General features: G+C 60.4%; 13 protein-coding genes. 5 read left to right on the forward strand and 8 right to left on the reverse strand.

Features of this window, described 5'->3' with window-relative positions; translation table 11 throughout:
• Window positions 1–63 precede the first annotated feature (63 nt).
• Together HNQ65_RS05335 and HNQ65_RS05340 are read right to left on the reverse strand one after the other, a co-directional pair.
• Window positions 64–1,074, reverse strand: coding sequence for a zinc-dependent alcohol dehydrogenase family protein (locus HNQ65_RS05335; RefSeq protein WP_184338464.1), 1,011 nt, complete (start codon window positions 1,072–1,074; stop codon window positions 64–66).
• Between the two features lie 797 nt (window positions 1,075–1,871).
• The gene (locus HNQ65_RS05340) at window positions 1,872–2,471 is read right to left on the reverse strand and encodes an LOG family protein (RefSeq protein WP_184338465.1); all 600 of its coding nucleotides are present in this window, start codon (window positions 2,469–2,471) and stop codon (window positions 1,872–1,874) included.
• 92 nt (window positions 2,472–2,563) lie between these two features.
• Here HNQ65_RS05340 and HNQ65_RS05345 point away from each other — a divergent pair, with 92 nt between their 5' ends.
• Window positions 2,564–3,490 carry an amidohydrolase family protein gene (locus tag HNQ65_RS05345; protein ID WP_184338466.1) on the forward strand — a complete coding sequence of 309 codons (927 nt, stop codon included), beginning with the start codon at window positions 2,564–2,566 and terminating at the stop codon, window positions 3,488–3,490.
• Window positions 3,491–4,055: 565 nt separating this feature from the next.
• Here the strand turns inward: HNQ65_RS05345 and HNQ65_RS05350 are convergent.
• Window positions 4,056–4,622 (reverse strand): response regulator, encoded by a 567-nt coding sequence (locus tag HNQ65_RS05350; RefSeq protein ID WP_184338467.1) that lies wholly within the window; start codon window positions 4,620–4,622, stop codon window positions 4,056–4,058.
• Between the two features lie 539 nt (window positions 4,623–5,161).
• On the opposite strand from HNQ65_RS05350, the gene purB reads away from it, so the two are divergent.
• Both purB and HNQ65_RS05360 read left to right on the forward strand, forming a co-directional pair.
• Window positions 5,162–6,589: an adenylosuccinate lyase gene (gene purB / locus HNQ65_RS05355; RefSeq protein ID WP_184338468.1), complete on the forward strand. Its 1,428-nt coding sequence runs from the start codon at window positions 5,162–5,164 to the stop codon at window positions 6,587–6,589.
• 287 nt (window positions 6,590–6,876) lie between these two features.
• Window positions 6,877–8,703 carry a hypothetical protein gene (locus tag HNQ65_RS05360; RefSeq protein ID WP_184338469.1) on the forward strand — a complete coding sequence of 609 codons (1,827 nt, stop codon included), beginning with the start codon at window positions 6,877–6,879 and terminating at the stop codon, window positions 8,701–8,703.
• On the opposite strand, the gene lnt is transcribed toward HNQ65_RS05360, so the two are convergent.
• The gene (gene lnt, locus HNQ65_RS05365) at window positions 8,700–10,403 is read right to left on the reverse strand and encodes an apolipoprotein N-acyltransferase (protein ID WP_184338470.1); all 1,704 of its coding nucleotides are present in this window, start codon (window positions 10,401–10,403) and stop codon (window positions 8,700–8,702) included. The two genes, HNQ65_RS05360 and lnt, sit on opposite strands and share 4 nt — an antisense overlap.
• Before the next feature lie 147 nt (window positions 10,404–10,550).
• Between lnt and HNQ65_RS05370 the strand changes: the two genes are divergently transcribed.
• The gene (locus HNQ65_RS05370) at window positions 10,551–12,776 is read left to right on the forward strand and encodes a peroxiredoxin family protein (RefSeq protein WP_184338471.1); all 2,226 of its coding nucleotides are present in this window, start codon (window positions 10,551–10,553) and stop codon (window positions 12,774–12,776) included.
• A gap of 6 nt (window positions 12,777–12,782) precedes the next feature.
• Here HNQ65_RS05370 and HNQ65_RS05375 read toward each other — a convergent pair whose 3' ends face one another.
• Window positions 12,783–14,081, reverse strand: a complete 1,299-nt coding sequence (locus HNQ65_RS05375) for a hypothetical protein (protein WP_184338472.1) — start codon at window positions 14,079–14,081, stop codon at window positions 12,783–12,785.
• A gap of 202 nt (window positions 14,082–14,283) precedes the next feature.
• On the opposite strand from HNQ65_RS05375, the gene HNQ65_RS05380 reads away from it, so the two are divergent.
• On the forward strand, window positions 14,284–15,552 hold the full coding sequence (locus tag HNQ65_RS05380; RefSeq protein ID WP_184338473.1) for an exo-beta-N-acetylmuramidase NamZ family protein: 1,269 nt from the start codon (window positions 14,284–14,286) through the stop codon (window positions 15,550–15,552).
• Here the strand turns inward: HNQ65_RS05380 and HNQ65_RS05385 are convergent.
• Genes HNQ65_RS05385 through HNQ65_RS05395 form a run of 3 tightly spaced genes read right to left on the reverse strand, consistent with a single transcriptional unit; the run spans window position 15,543 to window position 19,113 of the window.
• Window positions 15,543–16,220: a response regulator transcription factor gene (locus HNQ65_RS05385; RefSeq protein ID WP_184338474.1), complete on the reverse strand. Its 678-nt coding sequence runs from the start codon at window positions 16,218–16,220 to the stop codon at window positions 15,543–15,545. The genes HNQ65_RS05380 and HNQ65_RS05385 overlap by 10 nt on opposite strands.
• Window positions 16,217–17,782 carry a sensor histidine kinase gene (locus HNQ65_RS05390; protein ID WP_184338475.1) on the reverse strand — a complete coding sequence of 522 codons (1,566 nt, stop codon included), beginning with the start codon at window positions 17,780–17,782 and terminating at the stop codon, window positions 16,217–16,219. Before HNQ65_RS05390 ends, HNQ65_RS05385 begins: the two co-directional genes overlap by 4 nt.
• Window positions 17,779–19,113 carry a hypothetical protein gene (locus HNQ65_RS05395; RefSeq protein ID WP_184338476.1) on the reverse strand — a complete coding sequence of 445 codons (1,335 nt, stop codon included), beginning with the start codon at window positions 19,111–19,113 and terminating at the stop codon, window positions 17,779–17,781. The genes HNQ65_RS05390 and HNQ65_RS05395 overlap by 4 nt, the downstream gene beginning before the upstream one ends.
• Window positions 19,114–19,137: the final 24 nt, after the last annotated feature.

Here is a 19,137-nt window from a genome sequence, read left to right on the forward strand (position 1 = left end):
AGATTTCTGCGAATAATGATAGAATTTGAGGACCGAATGTAGTTTTGGTAAATAGCTGAAGCCTCACACCCGGATCACGATCTTGCCAAAATGCCTGCCGCTTTCGATGTGCTGGAAGGCGGCAGGCGCATCGGCAAACTCAAACACGGAGTCGATCACCGGCTTCAGCTTCACGCGCTCCATCTCCGCCAGCATCTCGGCAAACATCTCGCGGGAGCCCACGTAGATGCCGTCCAGGCGGATGCCCTTGCGCAGGATCTGCACGGTCTGGATCTCGCCGCTGGTGCCTGTGAGCACGCCGATCAGCGCGATGTGCCCGCCGAAGCGCGTGGCCTTGAGCGAGCGGTTTAGCGTCTCAGGCCCGCCGATCTCGATCACCTTGTCCACTCCCAGCCCGCCGGTTTGTGCCAGCGCCCAATTGTCCCAGTCCGGATCGGTCTTGTAGTTGTGCACGGCATCAGCCCCCATCTCCAGCAGGCGCTGACCCTTCTCATCACTGCTAGTGGTGGCCAGCAGGCGGGCACCGGCCAGCTTGGCAAACTGCAGCGCAAAGATGGAGACGCCGCCCGTGCCCTGAATGAACACCGTCTCTCCCGCCTTCAGGCCGCCACGGCAGTGCAGCGCGTCCCAGGCAGTCACGGCCGCACAGGGCAGCGTGGCCGCCTCCTCGACGGAAAGGTAGTCTGGAATGCGCAGCAGGCTTTTCTCAGAGATCACCGCCAGCTCTCGCAGCAGGCCATCCACCGCGCCACCCATTGCCTGAGAGGCATGCACTTGGCTAAAACCGCCCTCCAGCCAGGTGGGCATAAAGGGGCACACCACCCGGTCTCCAGGCTGAAAGGCCGTCACGCCGGCCCCCACCGCCACCACCTCCCCTGCACCGTCAGAGCACGGCACGCGCGGGATCGGCCCCGTGACGCCTCGGATGCCCATCACATTCATGTAGTCGCGGTAGTTCAGGCAGGTGGCCCTCACACGCACCAGCACCTCGCCGGGTCCTGGGGTGGGGTCTGGCAGGGTCACTGCCTGCAAGGAGCTCAGGCCTTCGGTGCCGGTGATTTGGTAGGCTTTCATGGTGTTGGAAATACCCGGACGCTACCGGGACAACTTGCCCTCACAAGGAGGAACTGCAGCCCGCCTTCCCGGGTGCAGCCCAGTCTGTCCTTGGAGAGGAAAAAGAGTTCTCAACAAGCGCTGTGAACAAACTGCCAGCAACTCACCCCCGAAATCTCACCCAGGCGGAAAGGCGAATCCAAATTGTCAAAAATGAAATGATTTAAATCGCAAAGAAAAAGCTTGTACCTGCTTCTGAGACGCAGTCTCCCCGCAAATGGGGTCTGTATCGGGCCCGACACAGACCCTATCGGCTCACAGCTCGCCTTTTTTGCACCTGCCCTGAAAAGCTTACACCCGCGATTAACGCGTAACCAAGTCCTCAAGGACCCATTTAAATAATTGAATTCCAACAACTTAAAAAGTTGTTAACCATGGCAATCCTCCTTTGCCTACTGCTTGCCGCCTACCTAGGCTTATGGCTCAGAGTGTGTCGAGAATGTTTCAATCGAATGAATTCGAATTAAGTTCCTCGGTTCAACCACAAAGGTTCCACACATCAAATCTCCTCACATTAATGCCACCATGCACTAGGGATGATTTTCTATCCTCTGATCGATTGAGACACAGCTTTGAGAACGGCACAGGCATTGTGAACAACCTGTCAAAAAGTGCGTTTTACGCAGGTAGCCAGTGCGAACAAGCCTCCCTTCCCCAGGAGAAGCAATCCCCACACTCTTCCTCAGGGATGCGTCGCAGCGCTTTCCAGCCAAAACACGGCTTTATTCACAGCCCCGAGGGCTCCAGCACCCGGCACCTCACCGTGCCTCGGCGGCCAGTTTTTCGATCCATTTGCCCAGCTCCGGCGGGCGAAAGGCCTCCATGCGGTCCAGGAGGATGGCAGGGTCCCTCTCCACCAGCACGCACGCAGCGTGCTCGGGCTTGAGAAAGCCACTGCGGCTCATATGGGAAATGAAATCCACCAGCCCGTCAAAGAACCCGCCCACGTTCAGCAGGCCCACGGGCTTGTCATGAAAGGAAAGCTGCAGCCAGGTCAGCGTCTCAAACAGCTCGTCCAGCGTCCCAAAGCCTCCCGGCAGGGCGATGAAGCCATCGCTCAGGTCCACCATCATCTGCTTGCGCTCGTGCATGCTGCGCACCACGTGCAGCTGCGTCACGCCGCCGTGGCCCAGTTCTTTTTCCATGAGCGACTGCGGGATCACCCCGATGACCTCTCCCTTTTCCGAGAGCGCTCCGTCCGCCACCGCCCCCATCAGCCCCACATTTCCTCCACCGTACACCAGCCCACGGCCGCTTCGCGCCAGAAAAGCGCCCGCCTCATGCGCGGCGGCGCGATGCGCAGCATCGCTGCCGGAAGAGGAGCCACAATAAACACAGATTCGGCGCAGGCGGGACATGCCCTGCATCATGAATGCATTCCGGCAGTGTGCAAAGTCTTGCGCAGCGGCGTACTCTTTCCGTATTTTGCACATCACTGCCGCATCCTGTCATGAACACCACACGCCGCTCCTTTCTCGCCACCTCTGCAGCTCTCACTGGCTGCCAGCTTCTTCCAGGACATCGCGGAGGGGATTGGATCGACGCTCACGTCCATGTGTGGACGCCGGACGTCCAGAAGTACCCGCTGGCACGTGGTTTTGCCGTCAGCGACATGCAACCGCCCTCCTTCACGCCGGAGCAGCTCTTTGCCCACTGCAGGCCAGAGGGCGTGCGCCGCATCGTGCTCATCCAGATGAGCTACTACCAGACAGACAACTCCTACATGCTGGACATGATGCGCACCCACCCGGGCGTCTTCAGCGGCGTGGCCATCGTGGATGAAAAGGCGGAAGGCGTGGCCGAGACCATGCGCAGCCTGGTGCGCCAGGGCGTGCGCGGCTTCCGCATCCATGCCGGCAGCTCCAGGAACCTCTCCGACTGGCTCGGCTCTCCCGGCATGGCCACCCTGTGGAAGACCGCCGCCGAACTGAAGGTGAACGTCTGCCCGCTCATCAATCCTGACACCCTGCCGCTCATTGACAAAATGTGCGAGTGGTATCCCGACACCAGCGTGGTGGTGGACCACTTTGCCCGCTTGGGCATGGCCGGACCACCCAAGGCCGAAGACCTGCGCAACCTCCTTCGTCTGGCACGCCATGCCAAGACTCACGTCAAGGCCTCCGCCTTCTATGCCCTGGGCTCCAAAAAGCCCCCCTATCTCGATCTAGCCCCGCTCGTCCGCCAGGTGCGCGATGCCTTCGGCCCTCAGCGCGTCATGTGGGCCAGCGACTGCCCCTTCCAGGTGGACCACGGCCACAACTACCACAACTCCATCGCTCTTATCCGCGATCGCCTCGACTTCCTCTCCGAGCAGGACAAGACCTGGATGCTCCGCGGCACGGCCGAAAAGGTGTTCTTCTCCGCAGCAGCGGTGTGAGCCCTTTCAATCCTTCTCTTCATCCTCCTCTTATACCACTGGCAGTTGAAAACGAGTCTGAACAGGATCACAGACTCAGAGTCTTCCTCGGATAAAAAGCGGAATGGCTGGTCCGCTATCTTGGATCGTGGGATGGGTGTGGCGATAGCCCGTAAGTACATGAGCGTGCCGCAGGTTCTGGGGCGTGAAAGCACAGCGTCCCATTTGGAGTGTGGTCGCGCAGTGAGGAACGAACGAAGCTACCGCTTTCCGCAGGCCGGACGGCTGGCTGAGGCCGAAGAACCTTCACGACCCCGCGAAAGCGGTAGCTCCGATGCAGGCCTGCGCCTTGCATCTGCGCGACCGCACTCCAAATCCAGATGCACGCCATGCCTGCGGCGACAGAATTGCAGACCCGTTTTCAAGGACTCGTGGTATTGCTCTTCATCCGTTGGATTGGAGCCGGGGTTTCACGCCACCCTCTTTCAGGGAGTAGGAGGAAGATTCCACCTCAACAAAAAGCCCCGTCAGAATCACTGACGAGGCTTAAATTTCGGGAGAGCGCTAGTGGTTGCTCAGATGAGAATCACACCGCAGCTTCGGCGCCTTTGTGGCCCAGCTGCTTCACGGCGAGGTTCAGCTGATCGTACTCGATCGGCTTCTTGATCACCGTCACAGGGCCGTGGCCGAGGATGCGGCTGAGGATCTCACTGTCTGGGTAGCCGGTGATCACCACGATGGGCAGATCGGGATACAGAGCCTTAAGCTGGGAATACACTTCGTCTCCGGGCACATCAGGCAGCTTCAGGTCCAGGAAGACGAAGTCAAACTTCTGCTTCTTGGCCATGGCGATGGCTTCCGCACCGGTGCCCACCACGAGGCGGCCAAAGCCTGCCTTCTTGAGGAACTGCTTGAAGAGCGCCTGCAGCGCAGGGTCATCGTCCACCACCATCACGGTGGGCTGGCCGGCCTCGTCTTCCTTGCGCAGCACGTCACGGTCCAGAAGGCTGCGCTTGATGCGCCAGCGACCGCCAATCTGCACAGCAGGCAGCTGCCCGCGCTGGACGAGGTAATAGACAGTCGGAAGAGGGATGCGGAGATACTCCGCAGTCTCTTTCACAGTCATGAGTTCAGGTGTTGCAAGGTCGGCCATAAATTTAGAGAAGTGAGTGGATGCCTAAATCATCTTTAGAAATCGAATGTGAGAACGGGTTTTTGAGGTTGTTCACAAATTCAATCCGTAATTTTTATTATTACAAGGTAATTGTCAGCGTTCAGGGAAAGGTTTGGTTCGAGATAATTGGTAGATTTGCGAATTATTGCCACAATTGCAAACCAAAAGTGTGCACTGAGCAAAAAACTTCGGAAAACCTGAAGAATTTCATACAATTGACATTAAGTTAGACTGAAAATAATCAGTCAAAGTTAATAAAACGAGTCGATATAGCATAATCCAATTTCACAATGGTTATGGATTATCCCGTTTTTTCGAAATCGCAAAAGCCCCACTCTTGAAAATGCGAGTATGGCCAGATCTCTGTCTAAACCTCTCTCTAAATCGCACGATCCACCCCCAATCTAACAGACTAAATGCGAAAGCCTCCTGCATTTGAGATTCAGGCGCAATCACAGCACTCCCTCCACAGCTATGAATTTGCCAAGCTGCTGCGCATGGCCTAGATCAACCCTCCCATGTCTGATTCCATCCCTAATGTACTCGCTGAACGTTACGCCACCTCCGCCATGCGCGCCCTATGGTCGCCTGAAGGCAAGGTCAGGCTGGAGCGTGACTACTGGATTGCCGTTCTCAAAGGTCAGCGCGACCTCGGTATTACCGTACCAGATGGCGTCATCAAGGCTTATGAGAAGGTCAAAGATCAGGTGAACGTGGCCTCCATCATGGAGCGTGAGCGCGTCACACGTCACGACGTAAAGGCACGTATTGAGGAATTTTGCGACCTCGCCGGGCACGAGCACCTGCATAAAGGCATGACCAGCCGCGATCTCACGGAGAATGTGGAGCAGCTTCAGGTCTTCCGTGCTCTATTAGAGGTACGTTCCAAATGTGTGGCCGTGCTGGCCGGAATCTCCCGCCGCGCTGCGCAGACGCGCGACATCCCCCTCACCGCCCGCACTCACAACGTGGCCGCGCAGGTCACCACGCTGGGCAAGCGCCTGGCCATGTTTGGCGAGGAACTGCTCGTAGCCTTTGGCGATCTGCAGCATCTCATCGCCAGCTATCCGGCCCGTGGGCTCAAGGGGGCCGTGGGCACCCGCCTGGACCAGATCACTCTCTTTAATGGAGACGCCAAAAAAGCCTCCGAACTGGAGCACCGTATCCTCCAGCACCTGGGTATGCCTGCCGCCTTCAATGCAGTTGGCCAGGTGTATCCCCGCAGTCTCGATCTCCAGGTGGTGGCCTCCTTGTGCCAGCTCGCCAGCGGTCCATCCAGCTTTGCACGCACGCTGCGCCTCATGGCGGGACAGGAACTCGCCAGCGAAGGCTTTGCCAAAGGACAGGTGGGCTCCTCCGCCATGCCGCACAAGATGAACAGCCGCTCCTGCGAACGCATCAATGGCCTCCACGTCATCCTCAAAGGCTACCTTGCCATGGCCGCCGGTCTGGCCGGGGACCAGTGGAATGAAGGAGATGTCTCCTGCTCCGTGGTGCGCCGCGTCATGCTGCCAGACGCTTTCCTCGCCATGGATGGCCTGCTGGAGACGCTGCTGACCGTGCTCAATCAGATGGAAGTCTTTGAAGCCGTCGTGGAGCAGGAACTCATGCGCTACCTTCCCTTCCTCCTGACCACCACCGTGATGATGGAAGCCGTCAAGGCCGGTGCCGGACGCGAAACCGCACATGAGGTGATCAAAGAACACGCCGTGCAAGTCGCCAAAGACCTCCGCACCGGCACCGTACGCGAAAACGACCTTCTCTCCCGCCTGGTGCTGGACGAGCGTCTCACCCTCACCACCGAAGACATGCAGCGCCTCGTGGAAGCTGGCAAAGCCAATGCCGGAGACGCCCCCCAGCAGGTGGACGCCTTCTGCGCCAGCGTGGCCGCCATCGCCAAGGAGTATCCGCAGGCTGCTAAATATGAGCCAGGCGTGATCCTTTGAGTCAACGAATGGGATCGTAAGTGATGCAAGGTTGCAGTTCATGGGAATGAGCTGCAGCCATGTACAGATGCTGAATCACAGACTCAGCTCCCTCTGCGTATATGCGCATTGTTCATCATCGAAACACACGCTTTGCCCAGCCCGCTTCGCTCGAACTGATCCGCAGCTTCACGGGCCTTCGACTCACGTCCGCGTGAGTTCGGTCCGATTCCCTTCCGACACCTCATTCGTCGGAGATGAATCTTGCCGCAGCAGCAGCTGTGAATAAGATAGGTAAACAATCAAGGATGAGCACCGCTCCTGCAGGCCCACTGCCAGACCCGCCCCCCGCACAGCCCGGCCAGATGCCAGGACCGTGGGCTTTGCTGGCGGCCACGGCTGTGGGCGGGGTGATCGGCACTCGCCTGGGCCCCACACCGCTGGTGCTGGCTGCAGGCGCAGCGGCACTGGCGCTGCTGCAGCAGAAAAAGAGTGCCTCCCCAGTCTCTGCACCGCAAGCCCATGCTGAGCCACCTCCTGTGGAGCAGCCGCCCGCATCGCCCCAGCCTGGTTTTGTCGCAGGCGCCACAACGGGCACCGGTTGGCATCCAATTTCCACGCCGCAGCCGCCCGCAGAAAACGCTCCAAGCCGCCTCCAGATGCATGAAAGCATGCAGAACCAGGTGGAAGCATGGCTTTCCAGACAGATGCAGCGGGACAAAGAAGAGCCCGTAATCGAGCTCAGCCTGCAGGCACCAGACGTTGCAGCAACCCCACCACCTGCTGGTGACGCCTTTTTCTCCACCGGCAGCACCACGCCCGATCAACCAACCCAGAGCCATCCCGTGCAAGCTGCTGACACGGACGCTGCGGATGACTACCGACCAGGCCCCTTTCTGCTAGATGAAGCAGAGAGCCCGCCTGAGACGGCAGAGCTTGTGCGCAGCCAGAACCACGATGTCTTTGCCCGGCTCACAGCCCCCAAGGACATGTATGTGGTGCTGGAGACCGCGCCATCGCAGCAACCATCATCACCTCAGAAAGACGCCCCCCCTGCCCTGACGCAGCAGCCACCACCCTTTGCGCCCTCAAAGCCCGCTCTCTCAGAACCTGCGCCCTCACCGTTTGCCTTTGCGTCTGCGGTGTCCGCTCCGGTGCTGACCTCGATGCCTGCGCCTGCCTCGCGTCCGCTGAATCTGGAACCGCTGCCTAGCCTGACTGACTCCGAGCCCGGCAGTCTGCCGGCAGGTGCTCTGTTCTTTTCTACCCCTCCGCCAATGCCGCAGGTGGAACTCGATCCCCAGCCTGCGGCATCCTCACCCACTCCCTCTCCGACGGAGGCCACGCCAGCACCCGTATTTCAGGGCGCGGCTTTTCCAGATGCCATCGAAGTGCCCATGGCCTTCAGCCTGGATGAGATCCCTGCCGTGCTCTTCAAGGAAAAAACGCCCGCTGCTAAAGACTCCCCCATAGACTCCAACAAGTCTGCCGAGGTGCCCTCCTACCTGCCAACAGGCATGCCTTTTTTCAAAGTGCATGAACCCGTGAGGGAGATCGAAGTGCAGCTCGCAGCCCCAGGGGAGGCATCGTTTGATTCGCCGCAGGATGCCATGCCAAAAGATCCATGGCAGGCACAGATGGAAGCCGCTGCAGCAGCCACCACCGCACCATCAGCACCTGAACTGGATGCGGCCACAGGGCTGCTGACCTCACCTTCGTCCAGCCCCGACAGCATGCCTGGCAGCCCTTTCTGGGATACCGTCGCCATGGGCACTCTCGCACAGCCTGAACCACCGGCCCCGCCGCATGGCCATTCCATCGGCCCTGTGGTGGATGCGGAGATCCTGATCAAGGCACGTGTCCAGGAGGACACCCGGCCTGTATTTGTGGCCAAGCCGCGCCCGCTGGCGCCAAGCTTTGCCGTCGCAGCCCGACAGGCGCAGGCAAACGGCCATTTGCATCTGCACCTGCATGCCCATGTGCATGCTCATCCTCCTGTTCAGGACAGCCCCCAAGATCTGCCCGCCCCATTGGAGACGCCTGCGGAACCAGAGCCCAGCATCCCCAATCCACTTCCTGCCACACGCTCCCATACCCGCCGCTCCAGCTGGCACTCCTGGTGGCAGGGGGACTAAGGTTTGCGTCCGACCCTTCTTGCGAGCCACACCAGCACGCACATGCCAAGCAGCGTTACTGCAAACCAATCGCCATAGCGGGCGTAAAGCGTCATCTCGGCCATACGTGGCACCTTGACCTCCCCGGGCAGCGTGCCTTCAAGAAAGGGGCTGCCGGTTTCGGGATCGGTCAGCTTCGAGGTGACGTGGCCGCAGGTGTCGATGAAGCAGCTTACACCGGTGTTCGTGGCGCGGATCATGGGACGGCGCAGCTCGATGGCCCGGAAGAGTGCATTCGTCATGTGCACCTCCGGCTCGTCGCTCTGCAGGAACCAGCCGTCGTTGGTGATGTTGACGATCATCTGCGGCACGGGGCGCACAAAGCGGCGCGCCACCCGGCCCACGGTGTCTTCAAAGCAAATGAGCGGGATGATCTGCACCTGCGGCTTTTCCAGTAAAAGCGGCTCGGTCTTCTCCCCCGGGGTGAAGGCCCCCTCAAACATGCTGCGAAAGAAGGAGAAGGGAGGGATGTTTTTCAGCGGAAGATACTCACCAAAGGGCACGAGGTGCACCTTGTGGTAGTCCTGCCGGTGGGCAAAGCCGCCCCGGAAGAGCACGGCGGAGACGTGCGCAGTCTCAGGACTGGTGGAGATGTCTGTGCCGGTCATGAGGCTGAAGTCTCCCACACTCAGCAGCTCATCAAAGTAACGCGCGTGCCATCCGGGCGGCAGCTGGTGAAAGCGGTCCTCGATATTCACTGGCAGCGCGCTCTCCGGCCACACGATCAGATCGGTGGAAGTCTTGCCGTCTTTGGCGGTGCCATACATTCGGGTAAACTGGTTCAGCCGTGTGTAGGTCTGCATGCCAACATCCGGATTCCCGGCATCTGCCAGCGCCACATTGGGCTGCACCAGCACGGTGCGCACAGTGATGGCCTCCTTTTCCTCCTCTTTGGCGGCCGTGATTTTAAGAATGCCATAGCCTGCGGTGATTAGCATGAGCACCAGCGCCACGGTGAAGTCGAGGCGGGACTTGCACGTGCCCTCACCACGATACGCCAGGACCAGGCGCGTGAGGGTGTTCCACGCGGTGCAGGCGGCAAAGACCGGCAGGAAGGAAAGGCCAAAGACGCCCACGAGATCCGCCGCCTGGATGAGCGGCAGCGTGCGCTGCATGGCCACGCCGAGGCCGTTCCAGCCAAAGCCGGTGAAGACTGTGGTGCTCCGCAGCCACTCGCACGCCACCCACGCACCTGCGGCTAGAAAGGAACACACCAGCGAGTGCTGCGTGCTGGGCCACCACGCATCCCGTGTCAGCGTCTTGATGCGCGGCCGTGCATGATGATGCACAAACCACGCCCACAGGCCAAAGTACACCGCGCAGTAGCCGGAGAGCCCGATCCATGCCCCCCAGCCCAGCAGCTCCGGGCCGATGCCCGCCCAAGTGTCGTCCACAGCGCCGGCCAGCCGCACGCGTGCAGAGTGGTGCACCCAATAGAGATTCGGCAGGAAGAAGCCCAGCCCCGCCAGATAGCCGTGCCAGAAGGGCCGCGCCCTGACGCCCTCCGCCTCCTTCCACGGCCAGAGCACGCCCAGCAGCGGCAGCAGCCAGATCCACACCACCAGATCCGAGCGGCACGGCGGGAAGGCCAGGGAGAGAATGACCCCGCTGAGCAGCGGAGCGAGGAGCATGAAAAGGCGCAGGCGGCGGGGGGCGGTCACAGTTGGGGGATGATGCCAAAGGCGGCGGAAAAGCCAAACGTGATTCTGTGATTTTGGCGGAGGGTATGCCGTCCCCTGGCATTCGGCATTCAATGTGAATGCTCGCACCACATGCGGACGTATCTTCTAGCTGTTCTTTCCCCTTCCATGCGTCGCTTTCTCATTCCTGCTTTTGCTCTCTCCATCTCAACGCAATTTGCCCTGGGAGACCCAGGCCACTCGGCCAATGGGGAAGCCTTCAATGAGGGGCCGCGTCAGGCGGCGGTGCTGATGCCCGGCTGCGGAGATGCGGTGCATTTCACCATCAGCACCAAGAACGCGGAGGCTCAGAAGTTCTTCACTCAGGGCGTGGGCCAGCTCCATGGCTTCTGGTATTATGAGGCGGAGCGCTCCTTCCGTCAGGTGGCGGCCCTGGACCCGGACTGCGCCATGGCCTACTGGGGCATGAGCATGGCCAACGTGAACAACGAGCGCCGCGCCAAGGCCTTCATCAAGAAGGCCACCCCGCTCAAGCCCAAAGCCAACGCACGCGAGCGCAAATGGATCGCCGCCCTGGAAAATCTCTACCGCGACGACGACAAGCGCGACAAAAAACAGAAGAGCCTCGACTGCATCAAGGACTTCGAAGCCCTCGTGCAGGACGATCCCGCCGACGTGGAAGCCCGCGCCTTCCTCATCTGGCGCATCTGGTTCTCCCGCGAGGAGGCCCCCATGTCCAGCCTGCAGGCCGTGGATGCGCTGCTGGACCAGGTCTTTGCCAAAGAACCCAACCACCCTGCCCACCACTACCGCATTCACCTGTGGGACCAGAGCAAGCCTATCCTGGCGCTGAAATCCGACGCGCTCTGCGGGCAGTCGGCGCCGGGGATAGCGCACATGTGGCACATGCCGGGCCACACCTTCTCCAAACTTAAGCGCCCGGACGACGCCGCCTGGCAGCAGGAAGCCAGCACGCGGGTGGACCACGCCTACATGATCCGCACCTTCATTTTGCCGGATCAGATACATAATTACGCCCATAATGAGGAATGGCTGACGCGCACTTTCAATGAAATGGGCCGTGCCAAAGACGCCGAGGCGCTGGCCCGCAGCCTCATCGCCATCCCCCGCCACCCGGCCTACAACACGCTGGACAAGCCCAGCACCTCCGCCAGCTACGGCCGCACAAGACTGATCGAAACGCTGACAAAATGGGAAAACTGGGAATCCCTGCGCGATTTTACGCAGGCACCAGTAGGCGTGGCGGCGCATGACATCGCACGGCTGCGCGCGCTGGGCATTGCCAGCTATCATCTGAAAAACACCGCCGCCTTGGATTCTGCGCTGCAGGACCTGGAAAAAATCTCCACCGCCGCCCCCAAGCCCGCTGAAAAGGAAAAGGCTGCGAAGCCTGAAACCAAAACCGCCGCCAGCAGCACCAAAGACAAGGAGAAGGAAAAGAAAACACCACGCCCGGAAGTGAAGGCCAAGGAAAATGCCCTCGCCGAGCTGAAAGCCCTGGCAGCTCTGAGCGCCAGGGACAAACAAGGCCGCACCGCCGAAACCCGCCGCCTCCTGACCGCCCTGAAGGACACCGACACCCCCAAAGAACGTCTGGCACACTACTGGCTGGCCTTTGACGACAAAACCCAGGCCGCCGAACTGACCAAAAACTTCGCCACCGATCTCCCCGGCCTGGCCACCAAAACAGAAGTACTGCAAGCCTGCGGCAAGACGGACGAGGCCAAGAAGGCCTTTGAAGAAACCCGCAAGCTGGCCTTTGCCATGGACCGCGATCTACCCCAGGCCAAACGGCTGGATGCGCTGGCCAAAGCCTTCGGCATCTCAGGCGAGTGGGCCGCGCCCGCACCCAAGCGCACCGACAGCGGTGTGCGTCCGGAGATCAGCAGCCTGGGCCCCATTCACTGGCATGCGCCAGACGCCCCCGTGTTTGAGGCGCGCACGCTGGAAAACAAACCGGTGAAAAGCACCGACTACACCAGCAAGAAGCCCACGCTGTTTCTCTTCTATTTGGGCCACGACTGCGGCCACTGCGTGGAGCAGATGCAGGCCTTTGCCAAAGCACAGCCCGACTTTGAAAAAGCAGGCATCCAGCTCGTGGCCGTAACGCTGGAGACACCCGAAGTCGCCGCAGCCATCCGCACCAAGCTGAATCTTAAAGAAGGCCAGCCCCTGCCCTTCCCCGTGCTGAGCGACGCCAGCCTCGCCGCCTTCAAAAAAGTGCGCGCCCACGACGACTTTGAAAACGACAACCTGCACGCCACCCTACTGATCGACCCTCAGGGCAAACAACGCTGGTGGGACATCAGCTGGGAGCCCTTCAAGGACACGAAGTTTGCGCTGGAGGAGTCGAAGCGGCTGCTGGCGCAGTGAGGCGCATCACTTCGCCGCCTTGTAGCCGACGTAGGCGGTGGAGCTTATGCCGAGAAGGGTCATGAGGTTCTCGTTAAAGGTGGGCATCTCCCAGTTTGAGAGGCTCTGCCAGATGAAGACCACGCCCAGCACACCATTCCATACCAGCATCTGCAGCTTGGACACCTCGGCGTCCTGTCCTTCGGAGACCACATCGGTGAGGAAGCCGCGCGTGGGGATGGGGGTGAGGTCTGCTCCGTCGGCATCGGCGGCAGCCTGTGCTTTTTTGCGCTTGGAGTCAGCCACCCACGTAGCCGCCAGCAGCGTGCCGCCATTGATGCCCAGCAGCAGGGGCGCGGAGCCGGAGAGCACATTCATGCTGCCCTGCATGGCCCACAGGAAAAGATAGCAGGCTGTGCAGATGGCCAGCCACCAGGCAAAGACCACACGCGAGGTGCTCCACGGGCTGACCGTCCAGTCGGGAATGACCGTGGAGGCGGCAGGCACCGTTTCCCGCAGCACGCCGGTCTGCGTGGAGACGCTGACGAGGAAGAGCAGCACGGCGGAGAGCGCGGACCAGGCCAGCGCACGCATCACTCGGGGGCGCAGAGGCAGGGAGAAGTCCTGACGCTGGGTGGGCGCGCCTTCGTTCACGAGGCTGCTCATGGTGACATAGTTCTCCTTTTCCTTGGCATTTAAGAACGGGAAGGAAATGCTGATGGGGGCACCGCACTCCGAGCCGTAGAGCTGCACGAGCTGCTTCATCTTCAGGGCCTCGTCGCCATCTGGCTGCAGCTTGCAGAAGGCCAGCCGCGTCCAGGTGTAGTCCTCGGCGTTTTGCGCCTTCACCTGCACGGAGGTGCTGAGCACGGGGTCAGGCTGCATCGTCTCAAACACCACCGAGCCGATGGTCAGACGCACCTTGGCCAGGGAGTCGCGCATCCAGGTGTTGAACTTGTCCTTTTCATCGGGCGTGCGCATGTCGGGATCTTTGGCCCAGTAGGCCTCCAGCTCCTGCGCGGAGTAGCCGCCGTCTGTAAATGTCTTGGGGTAGTTTTTGATGCGGTCGTGCAGCCAGCCGTCAAAGTTCCGCACCCACACGGTGAGCATGAGCGCAGCCAGCGGCGATCTCGACTCGCCCTTGCCGTCGATGTCGCACAGCCCCTCGTACACCCGCACCACGCGCTGGGCATCGGCCTCCTTTTTCACCGGGGCCAGGGCCGGAGCGGACACATGCGAAAAGGTGTAGAGCATGTTCCAGCCGAAAACCACCAGCGGCAGAAAGAGGAGCAGCCATTGTTTCTTGAGCAGTGCAGTCAGGTTCATCCGGCGAGAATGAAACGCAGCGATGATGGAGTCAATCCAGATTAAGCGAGATGCCTGCCGCCCATGCACTGATCTTCTGATTTCTCCGCCATGCTGCAATGGCGTGCGCCTTCTCACCCGAGAAACGCTTTGAGAGCAGGGACCGGCCGTGTTTTCACCAGCCAGCATTGCAGCCACCGCATTCTCAGCTAATGCTCGCCGCATGCCTTTCCGACGCGCGCTTCCCTTCCTTTTCTCCTGCCTCGCTTCGCTGTGCATCGTTTCATGCGAGCTTCCGCAGTCGGGATACCAGCCCCGGCCCTATGCCCAGCAGCAGCCGATGCCCCAACAGGGCCCATTCATGCTGGGGATCGATGTGCTGGAGTCGCGTGGCTTTGACCTGATCCGTGGCAAGCGGGTGGGACTGATCACGAACCAGACGAGCATGACGGGGCGCGGGGAACGCACCCGCACGGCCATGCAGCGCGGACTGGGACGGAATCTGGTGGCACTGTATGCACCGGAGCATGGGATCGATGGAACCATTGGCGCCGGGCTGCATGTGAGCACCCGGCGGGACAATGTGACGGGCCTGACGGTCTACTCGCTCTACGGCCCCACACGCAAGCCCACGCCTGCGATGCTGGCCCCGATCGACGTGCTGGTGTTTGACCTCCAGGACATCGGCTGCCGCAGCTACACCTACATCAGCACCATGATCGTGGCCATGGAGGCGGCGGCCGAGTGTGGAAAGCAGTTTGTGGTGCTGGACCGGCCCAACCCTCTCGGTGGCTGGCGTGTGGAAGGGCCGCCGCTGGAGGCAAAGTGGAAGTCCTTTGTGGGTCAGGTACCGGTTCCCTATGTGCACGGCATGACGGCGGGAGAGCTGGCCATGATGGCCTGCTCCCGTGGCTGGGTGGCACGGGTGCCGCGCCTGGACGTGGTGAAAATGCAGGGCTGGAGCCGTGGCATGACCTGGCAGGACACCGGCCTGCGTTGGTACCAGACCTCCCCCAATATCCCGCATGCCACCTCCCCCTTCTACTATGTGGCCACGGGCATCCTGGGCGGCGCGACCTCGGTGGATATCGGCATCGGCACGGAGAACCCCTTTGGCTATGCAGGCGGCAGCGGAGTGAATCCGCAGGCGCTCTACGCCTACTGCCAGCGTCTCAACGCCCCCGGCGTCAGCTTCTCCCCGTATGCCAAGAACGGCTTTGGAGGGGTGCGCCTGAACATTTCCCCGCGTGCCACGGCGGACATCACCGCACTGGATGTACTGCTGCTGGGAGAGATCAACCGCCTTTCAGGCGGCAAGGTGATCGGGCGCATGAGCGGGTCCAAGCTGAACCTCTTTAACAAGGTGTATGGCAGCGAATCGCTCTACCGCGACCTGCGCCGCGGCGTGCCTGCCATGAGCATCGTGGCACGGTGGCAGAGCTTTAATCAGAGCTTCCGCTCTCAGCGGCAACGTTTCCTTCTCTATCCCTGACCTCGCCAGCGATAACCGACGCCGCGCACGGTCTCGATGATCTCCTCGCTCTCGCGTTCGATCTTCTTGCGCAGCTTGGCGATGTGCTGATCCAGCGTACGACTTTCCGGCATGTAGTCGAGGCCCCAGCATACATCCAGCAGGGTGTCGCGGCTGAGCACCTGCCCGACGCGCTCGTGCAGCAGTTTTAAAATGGACACCTCACGCGGGGTGAGATCCATGCTGTCGGCACCGCGCTGGGCACGCAGTTCGGCAGGGAAGACGCGCAAGGGACCGAGCTGAAAGCTGACGACGGAAGAGGTGGCCGCCTGCGTGCGACGAAGAGCCGAACCAATACGGGCGATCAATTCGTGCTTGCCGAAGGGCTTGCGCACAAAGTCATCGGCTCCGAGGCGCAATCCCACAACGACATCGATTTCCTCGCTTTTGGCGGAGAGAAAGAGGATGGGCACCGTTGCGTCCGCCGCACGCACGCGGCGGCAGACTTCGTAGCCATCGGTGCCGGGCATCATGATATCGAGGCAAAGGATGTCGGGTTTATGTTTTTGCCAAAGCGTCAGCGCCTCTTGACCATCCCGTGCCCGCAACACGCGGAAGCCTTCGGGCTGCAGGCAGGTGGCAAGGCTTTCGAGAGTAACGGGGTCGTCTTCGGCTAGGAGGATGGTCATGATGTGGAGAAGAGATCAAGATGGAGCTGGAAGGAAGCGCCTTTCTCACTCGGAATCAGTTCCAACGTCCCCCCCATGCGCAAGGCCAGATCTCGTGCGATGGCAAGACCAAGTCCGGCGCCGCTGACACCGGCCTGAACGCGATCATCGATGCGATAGAAGGGCTCAAAGACTCGCTCGACCTCTCCTGCTACGATGCCCGGCCCACCATCGGTCACCGTGAGGATGAACTCGTTTTCGTTCTGCCGTGTATGAAGCATGGCTGCAGCCTTGGGGGCGTATTTTTCCACGTTCGAGAGGAGATTGCCGGTAATTTGTGCCAAGGCGTCCGCGTCCAGCATGGCTTCACTCTTTTCGCCTTCATGAATGCGGGTCAATGAAATGTCACGGCGTCGCAAGGCGGGCTCAAACTGACGCGTGATGCCGTCCACAATGTCGGTCGGACAGCAGCGGGTATTGTTGAGTTTCAGCCGGCCTTCCTCCTGGCGGGAAAAAGTGAGAACGTTTTCGATGAGGCGGCTGAGGCGCCCGGCTTCTTCACGCACAAGATTGAAGCGGCCCAAGGTGGCATCGGGCACGGAATCTTCGATGACATCCAGATTGAGCAGAATGTTCGTCATGGGTGTGCGCAGCTCATGGGAGACGCGGTTCACGAAGGACACTCGCTGAGCCGCCAGCAATGAGGCACGGCGCTGTTGGGTGCTCATCCAGATGCCGCAGCCTGCCACGAGAACGGCCAGAGCGAGGGCTCCGGCCAGGGTGGGCAAATGATAGGTGGTGTGGGTTTCACGCATATCCCAGGAGACGACCTGCCAGACTCCAAAGCGTGAAATGACCGGCCCCAGCACGTCCGGCTGATGTGTGGGAAGTTCGCCGGTAGAGCTCAGGATTTTTCCATGGAAATCCTGCACAGCATCGGGACCGCCCAGCTTCGCCACGGATTGAAATCCTTCTGCAAGCCAGGTTTGAAAATGGCTTGTCATGGCAGAGCCGATGGCTTCGCGGTCAATCATCATAACCACCGCCGTTCCGAGAGTTTGGACATAGAACATCAGCGGCTTGCCGGGCTCATCGATCCAGCCTGATGTCCTGCCCCCGGCCTCGCGAAACAGAACCTTTGCATCCAAAAGCACGCGTGGGCGAGGGATGCCTCGAGGCTCCTTTTCGAGAGTCGGCTCAGGCAGGGGCGGATTCGCAGCGGGGCTGAGATTCAGCTGTGTCTCGGGATTGGCGCTCTTCCAAAAGAGCCACGCCACGTGCTGAATGCCCTCAATGTTAAAGGCTAGCCGCCTCGCAGTTTCGAGGTCGCTCCAGGTATGGGTGAGCCGCTCGCCTGTACTTTGCAGGTGGGCCTGATAGAGATCCTCCAGTTTGTGTACTTCCGCCTGCATTCCGGCGCCGAGCGCATGCTGCGCCTGGCGGTCACGTTCACGCCGCAGTTCCACATCGCGCCTGGAAACCAGCACGCCGCCGAGAGCGATGCAAACAGCGAGCACGAGCATGATGCCAAGCACCATGCCCGCGCTCGAAAATGTTGAGCGTTCTTCGGAGCGAGTTTTCATTCCAGATTCACATCCATCAACAGCAGCCACATGCGACCCTCGTCCTTGCGCCCGTTTACACCGGTGTCTCCCGGAGGATTGAGCGTGCTGATCAAAAATGTGGTGCCAACGAGTTGAACATAGGAAGTGTTGATCTTCTGGCAGGAAAACACGGGGAGATCAGGGTAGTGCTCGTTCCAGTTCTCGGCCTTCAGGTTGCCGGTCATGGTGATGAATTCAGGGGCTAGAGTGAGATCGGCGGTCGCGCCATCTGGACCGATCACGGGCTCTACTTCCAAACGAAAACCGAGCGAACGGGTTTCAAAGGCCATGGTGCCCGCAAGGCTGGCGGGAATGGCGGGCTGCCCGGGATCTTTGGAGTCTTTTCCCGGCTGAGCGGGCACGCTATCAGTCGGAGGAGAGAATGCGGTCCCATAGGTATGGAGGACGCCCGATTCGTGCATGGCACGCACCCCCGGCTTCACATTGATCGTCGCGGCATGCTCAAGAACGGCTGCTTTGGCGGCGATCATGGTTTTCAATTCCGCCATGCATGCTGCGCCCACGGGGCCATGCTTTTTAAGGAGTTCCCAACCTTTGACACGGTCGAGAGAGATCACTCTGGCAGTGAGCAAGACGTTGCCGTCCACCGCTGCGGCGGACGATTTGGCGGCATGAACAGGAACCACATGAGCTGTGGCAAACAGCAGGGTCGTGAGGCCTGGCTCCGGGTGATTTAGCGTGGCCAGCAGCGTTGGTGCCCCGGGAATGAAGCGGCTGGAAGACGTGCGCTTGCGACCATAGAAGTTTGCCACCGGCACGCCCGTAAGCGTGTTGTCTGCCTTGAAGAGGCGCAGGCCGAGGAACTGATCCCGTGAGAAATCATAGGTGACGTCGAGAGTGCCGTTATTGGTGTTCAAAACGGTCTCGTATTCGAAACGATCCCCCATCTGCCGCATTTCCAAGGCCATAGGATATTGAAATCCTTTGTGATCGGCAGTCGTCCACTCCGTGGGATGCATCAGTTCGTCCACGCTCTCGAGGACTGTGCGCATGCCGCTCTTGTTGGTGACCCAATGACAGCCGTCGAGCTTGGCGCTGCCAGCTTTCACCGCTTCCAGCACCTTCGGGTAAAGCTTTTGACGGCCCTCGGGAGCGTCGAGCAGCGCCGCATATTCGGCCAGGGGCAGCGTGAAGCTTTCGAGCAGGCACTGGATGTTTCTCGGGGCATCCTCCGGCATCGCTGGGGCGGCCGCAGCCTGCTTGTCTTTGACGAATGGGTCCTTGGGTTTGTCTTGCGCGACGATGAGGCTGGCGCTGGCGAGGAGGAGCAGGCAGATATGTGTTTTCATGGCGCCGAGAGAGTGGCGCATGGT

Origin of the sequence: Prosthecobacter vanneervenii (assembly GCF_014203095.1) — a bacterium.
In the GTDB taxonomy this organism is placed as follows: domain Bacteria; phylum Verrucomicrobiota; class Verrucomicrobiia; order Verrucomicrobiales; family Verrucomicrobiaceae; genus Prosthecobacter; species Prosthecobacter vanneervenii.

Coding starts and splice junctions, on each gene's coding strand:
- HNQ65_RS05350 (WP_184338467.1), bottom strand. CDS start 4,622: ATGGCCGACCTTGCAACACCTGAACTCATGACTGTGAAAGAGACTGCG.
- HNQ65_RS05335 (WP_184338464.1), bottom strand. CDS start 1,074: ATGAAAGCCTACCAAATCACCGGCACCGAAGGCCTGAGCTCCTTGCAG.
- HNQ65_RS05340 (WP_184338465.1), bottom strand. CDS start 2,471: ATGTCCCGCCTGCGCCGAATCTGTGTTTATTGTGGCTCCTCTTCCGGC.
- HNQ65_RS05390 (WP_184338475.1), bottom strand. CDS start 17,782: ATGAAAACTCGCTCCGAAGAACGCTCAACATTTTCGAGCGCGGGCATG.
- HNQ65_RS05345 (WP_184338466.1), top strand. CDS start 2,564: ATGAACACCACACGCCGCTCCTTTCTCGCCACCTCTGCAGCTCTCACT.
- HNQ65_RS05385 (WP_184338474.1), bottom strand. CDS start 16,220: ATGACCATCCTCCTAGCCGAAGACGACCCCGTTACTCTCGAAAGCCTT.
- HNQ65_RS05370 (WP_184338471.1), top strand. CDS start 10,551: ATGCGTCGCTTTCTCATTCCTGCTTTTGCTCTCTCCATCTCAACGCAA.
- purB (WP_184338468.1), top strand. CDS start 5,162: ATGTCTGATTCCATCCCTAATGTACTCGCTGAACGTTACGCCACCTCC.
- HNQ65_RS05360 (WP_184338469.1), top strand. CDS start 6,877: ATGAGCACCGCTCCTGCAGGCCCACTGCCAGACCCGCCCCCCGCACAG.
- HNQ65_RS05380 (WP_184338473.1), top strand. CDS start 14,284: ATGCCTTTCCGACGCGCGCTTCCCTTCCTTTTCTCCTGCCTCGCTTCG.
- HNQ65_RS05375 (WP_184338472.1), bottom strand. CDS start 14,081: ATGAACCTGACTGCACTGCTCAAGAAACAATGGCTGCTCCTCTTTCTG.
- HNQ65_RS05395 (WP_184338476.1), bottom strand. CDS start 19,113: ATGAAAACACATATCTGCCTGCTCCTCCTCGCCAGCGCCAGCCTCATC.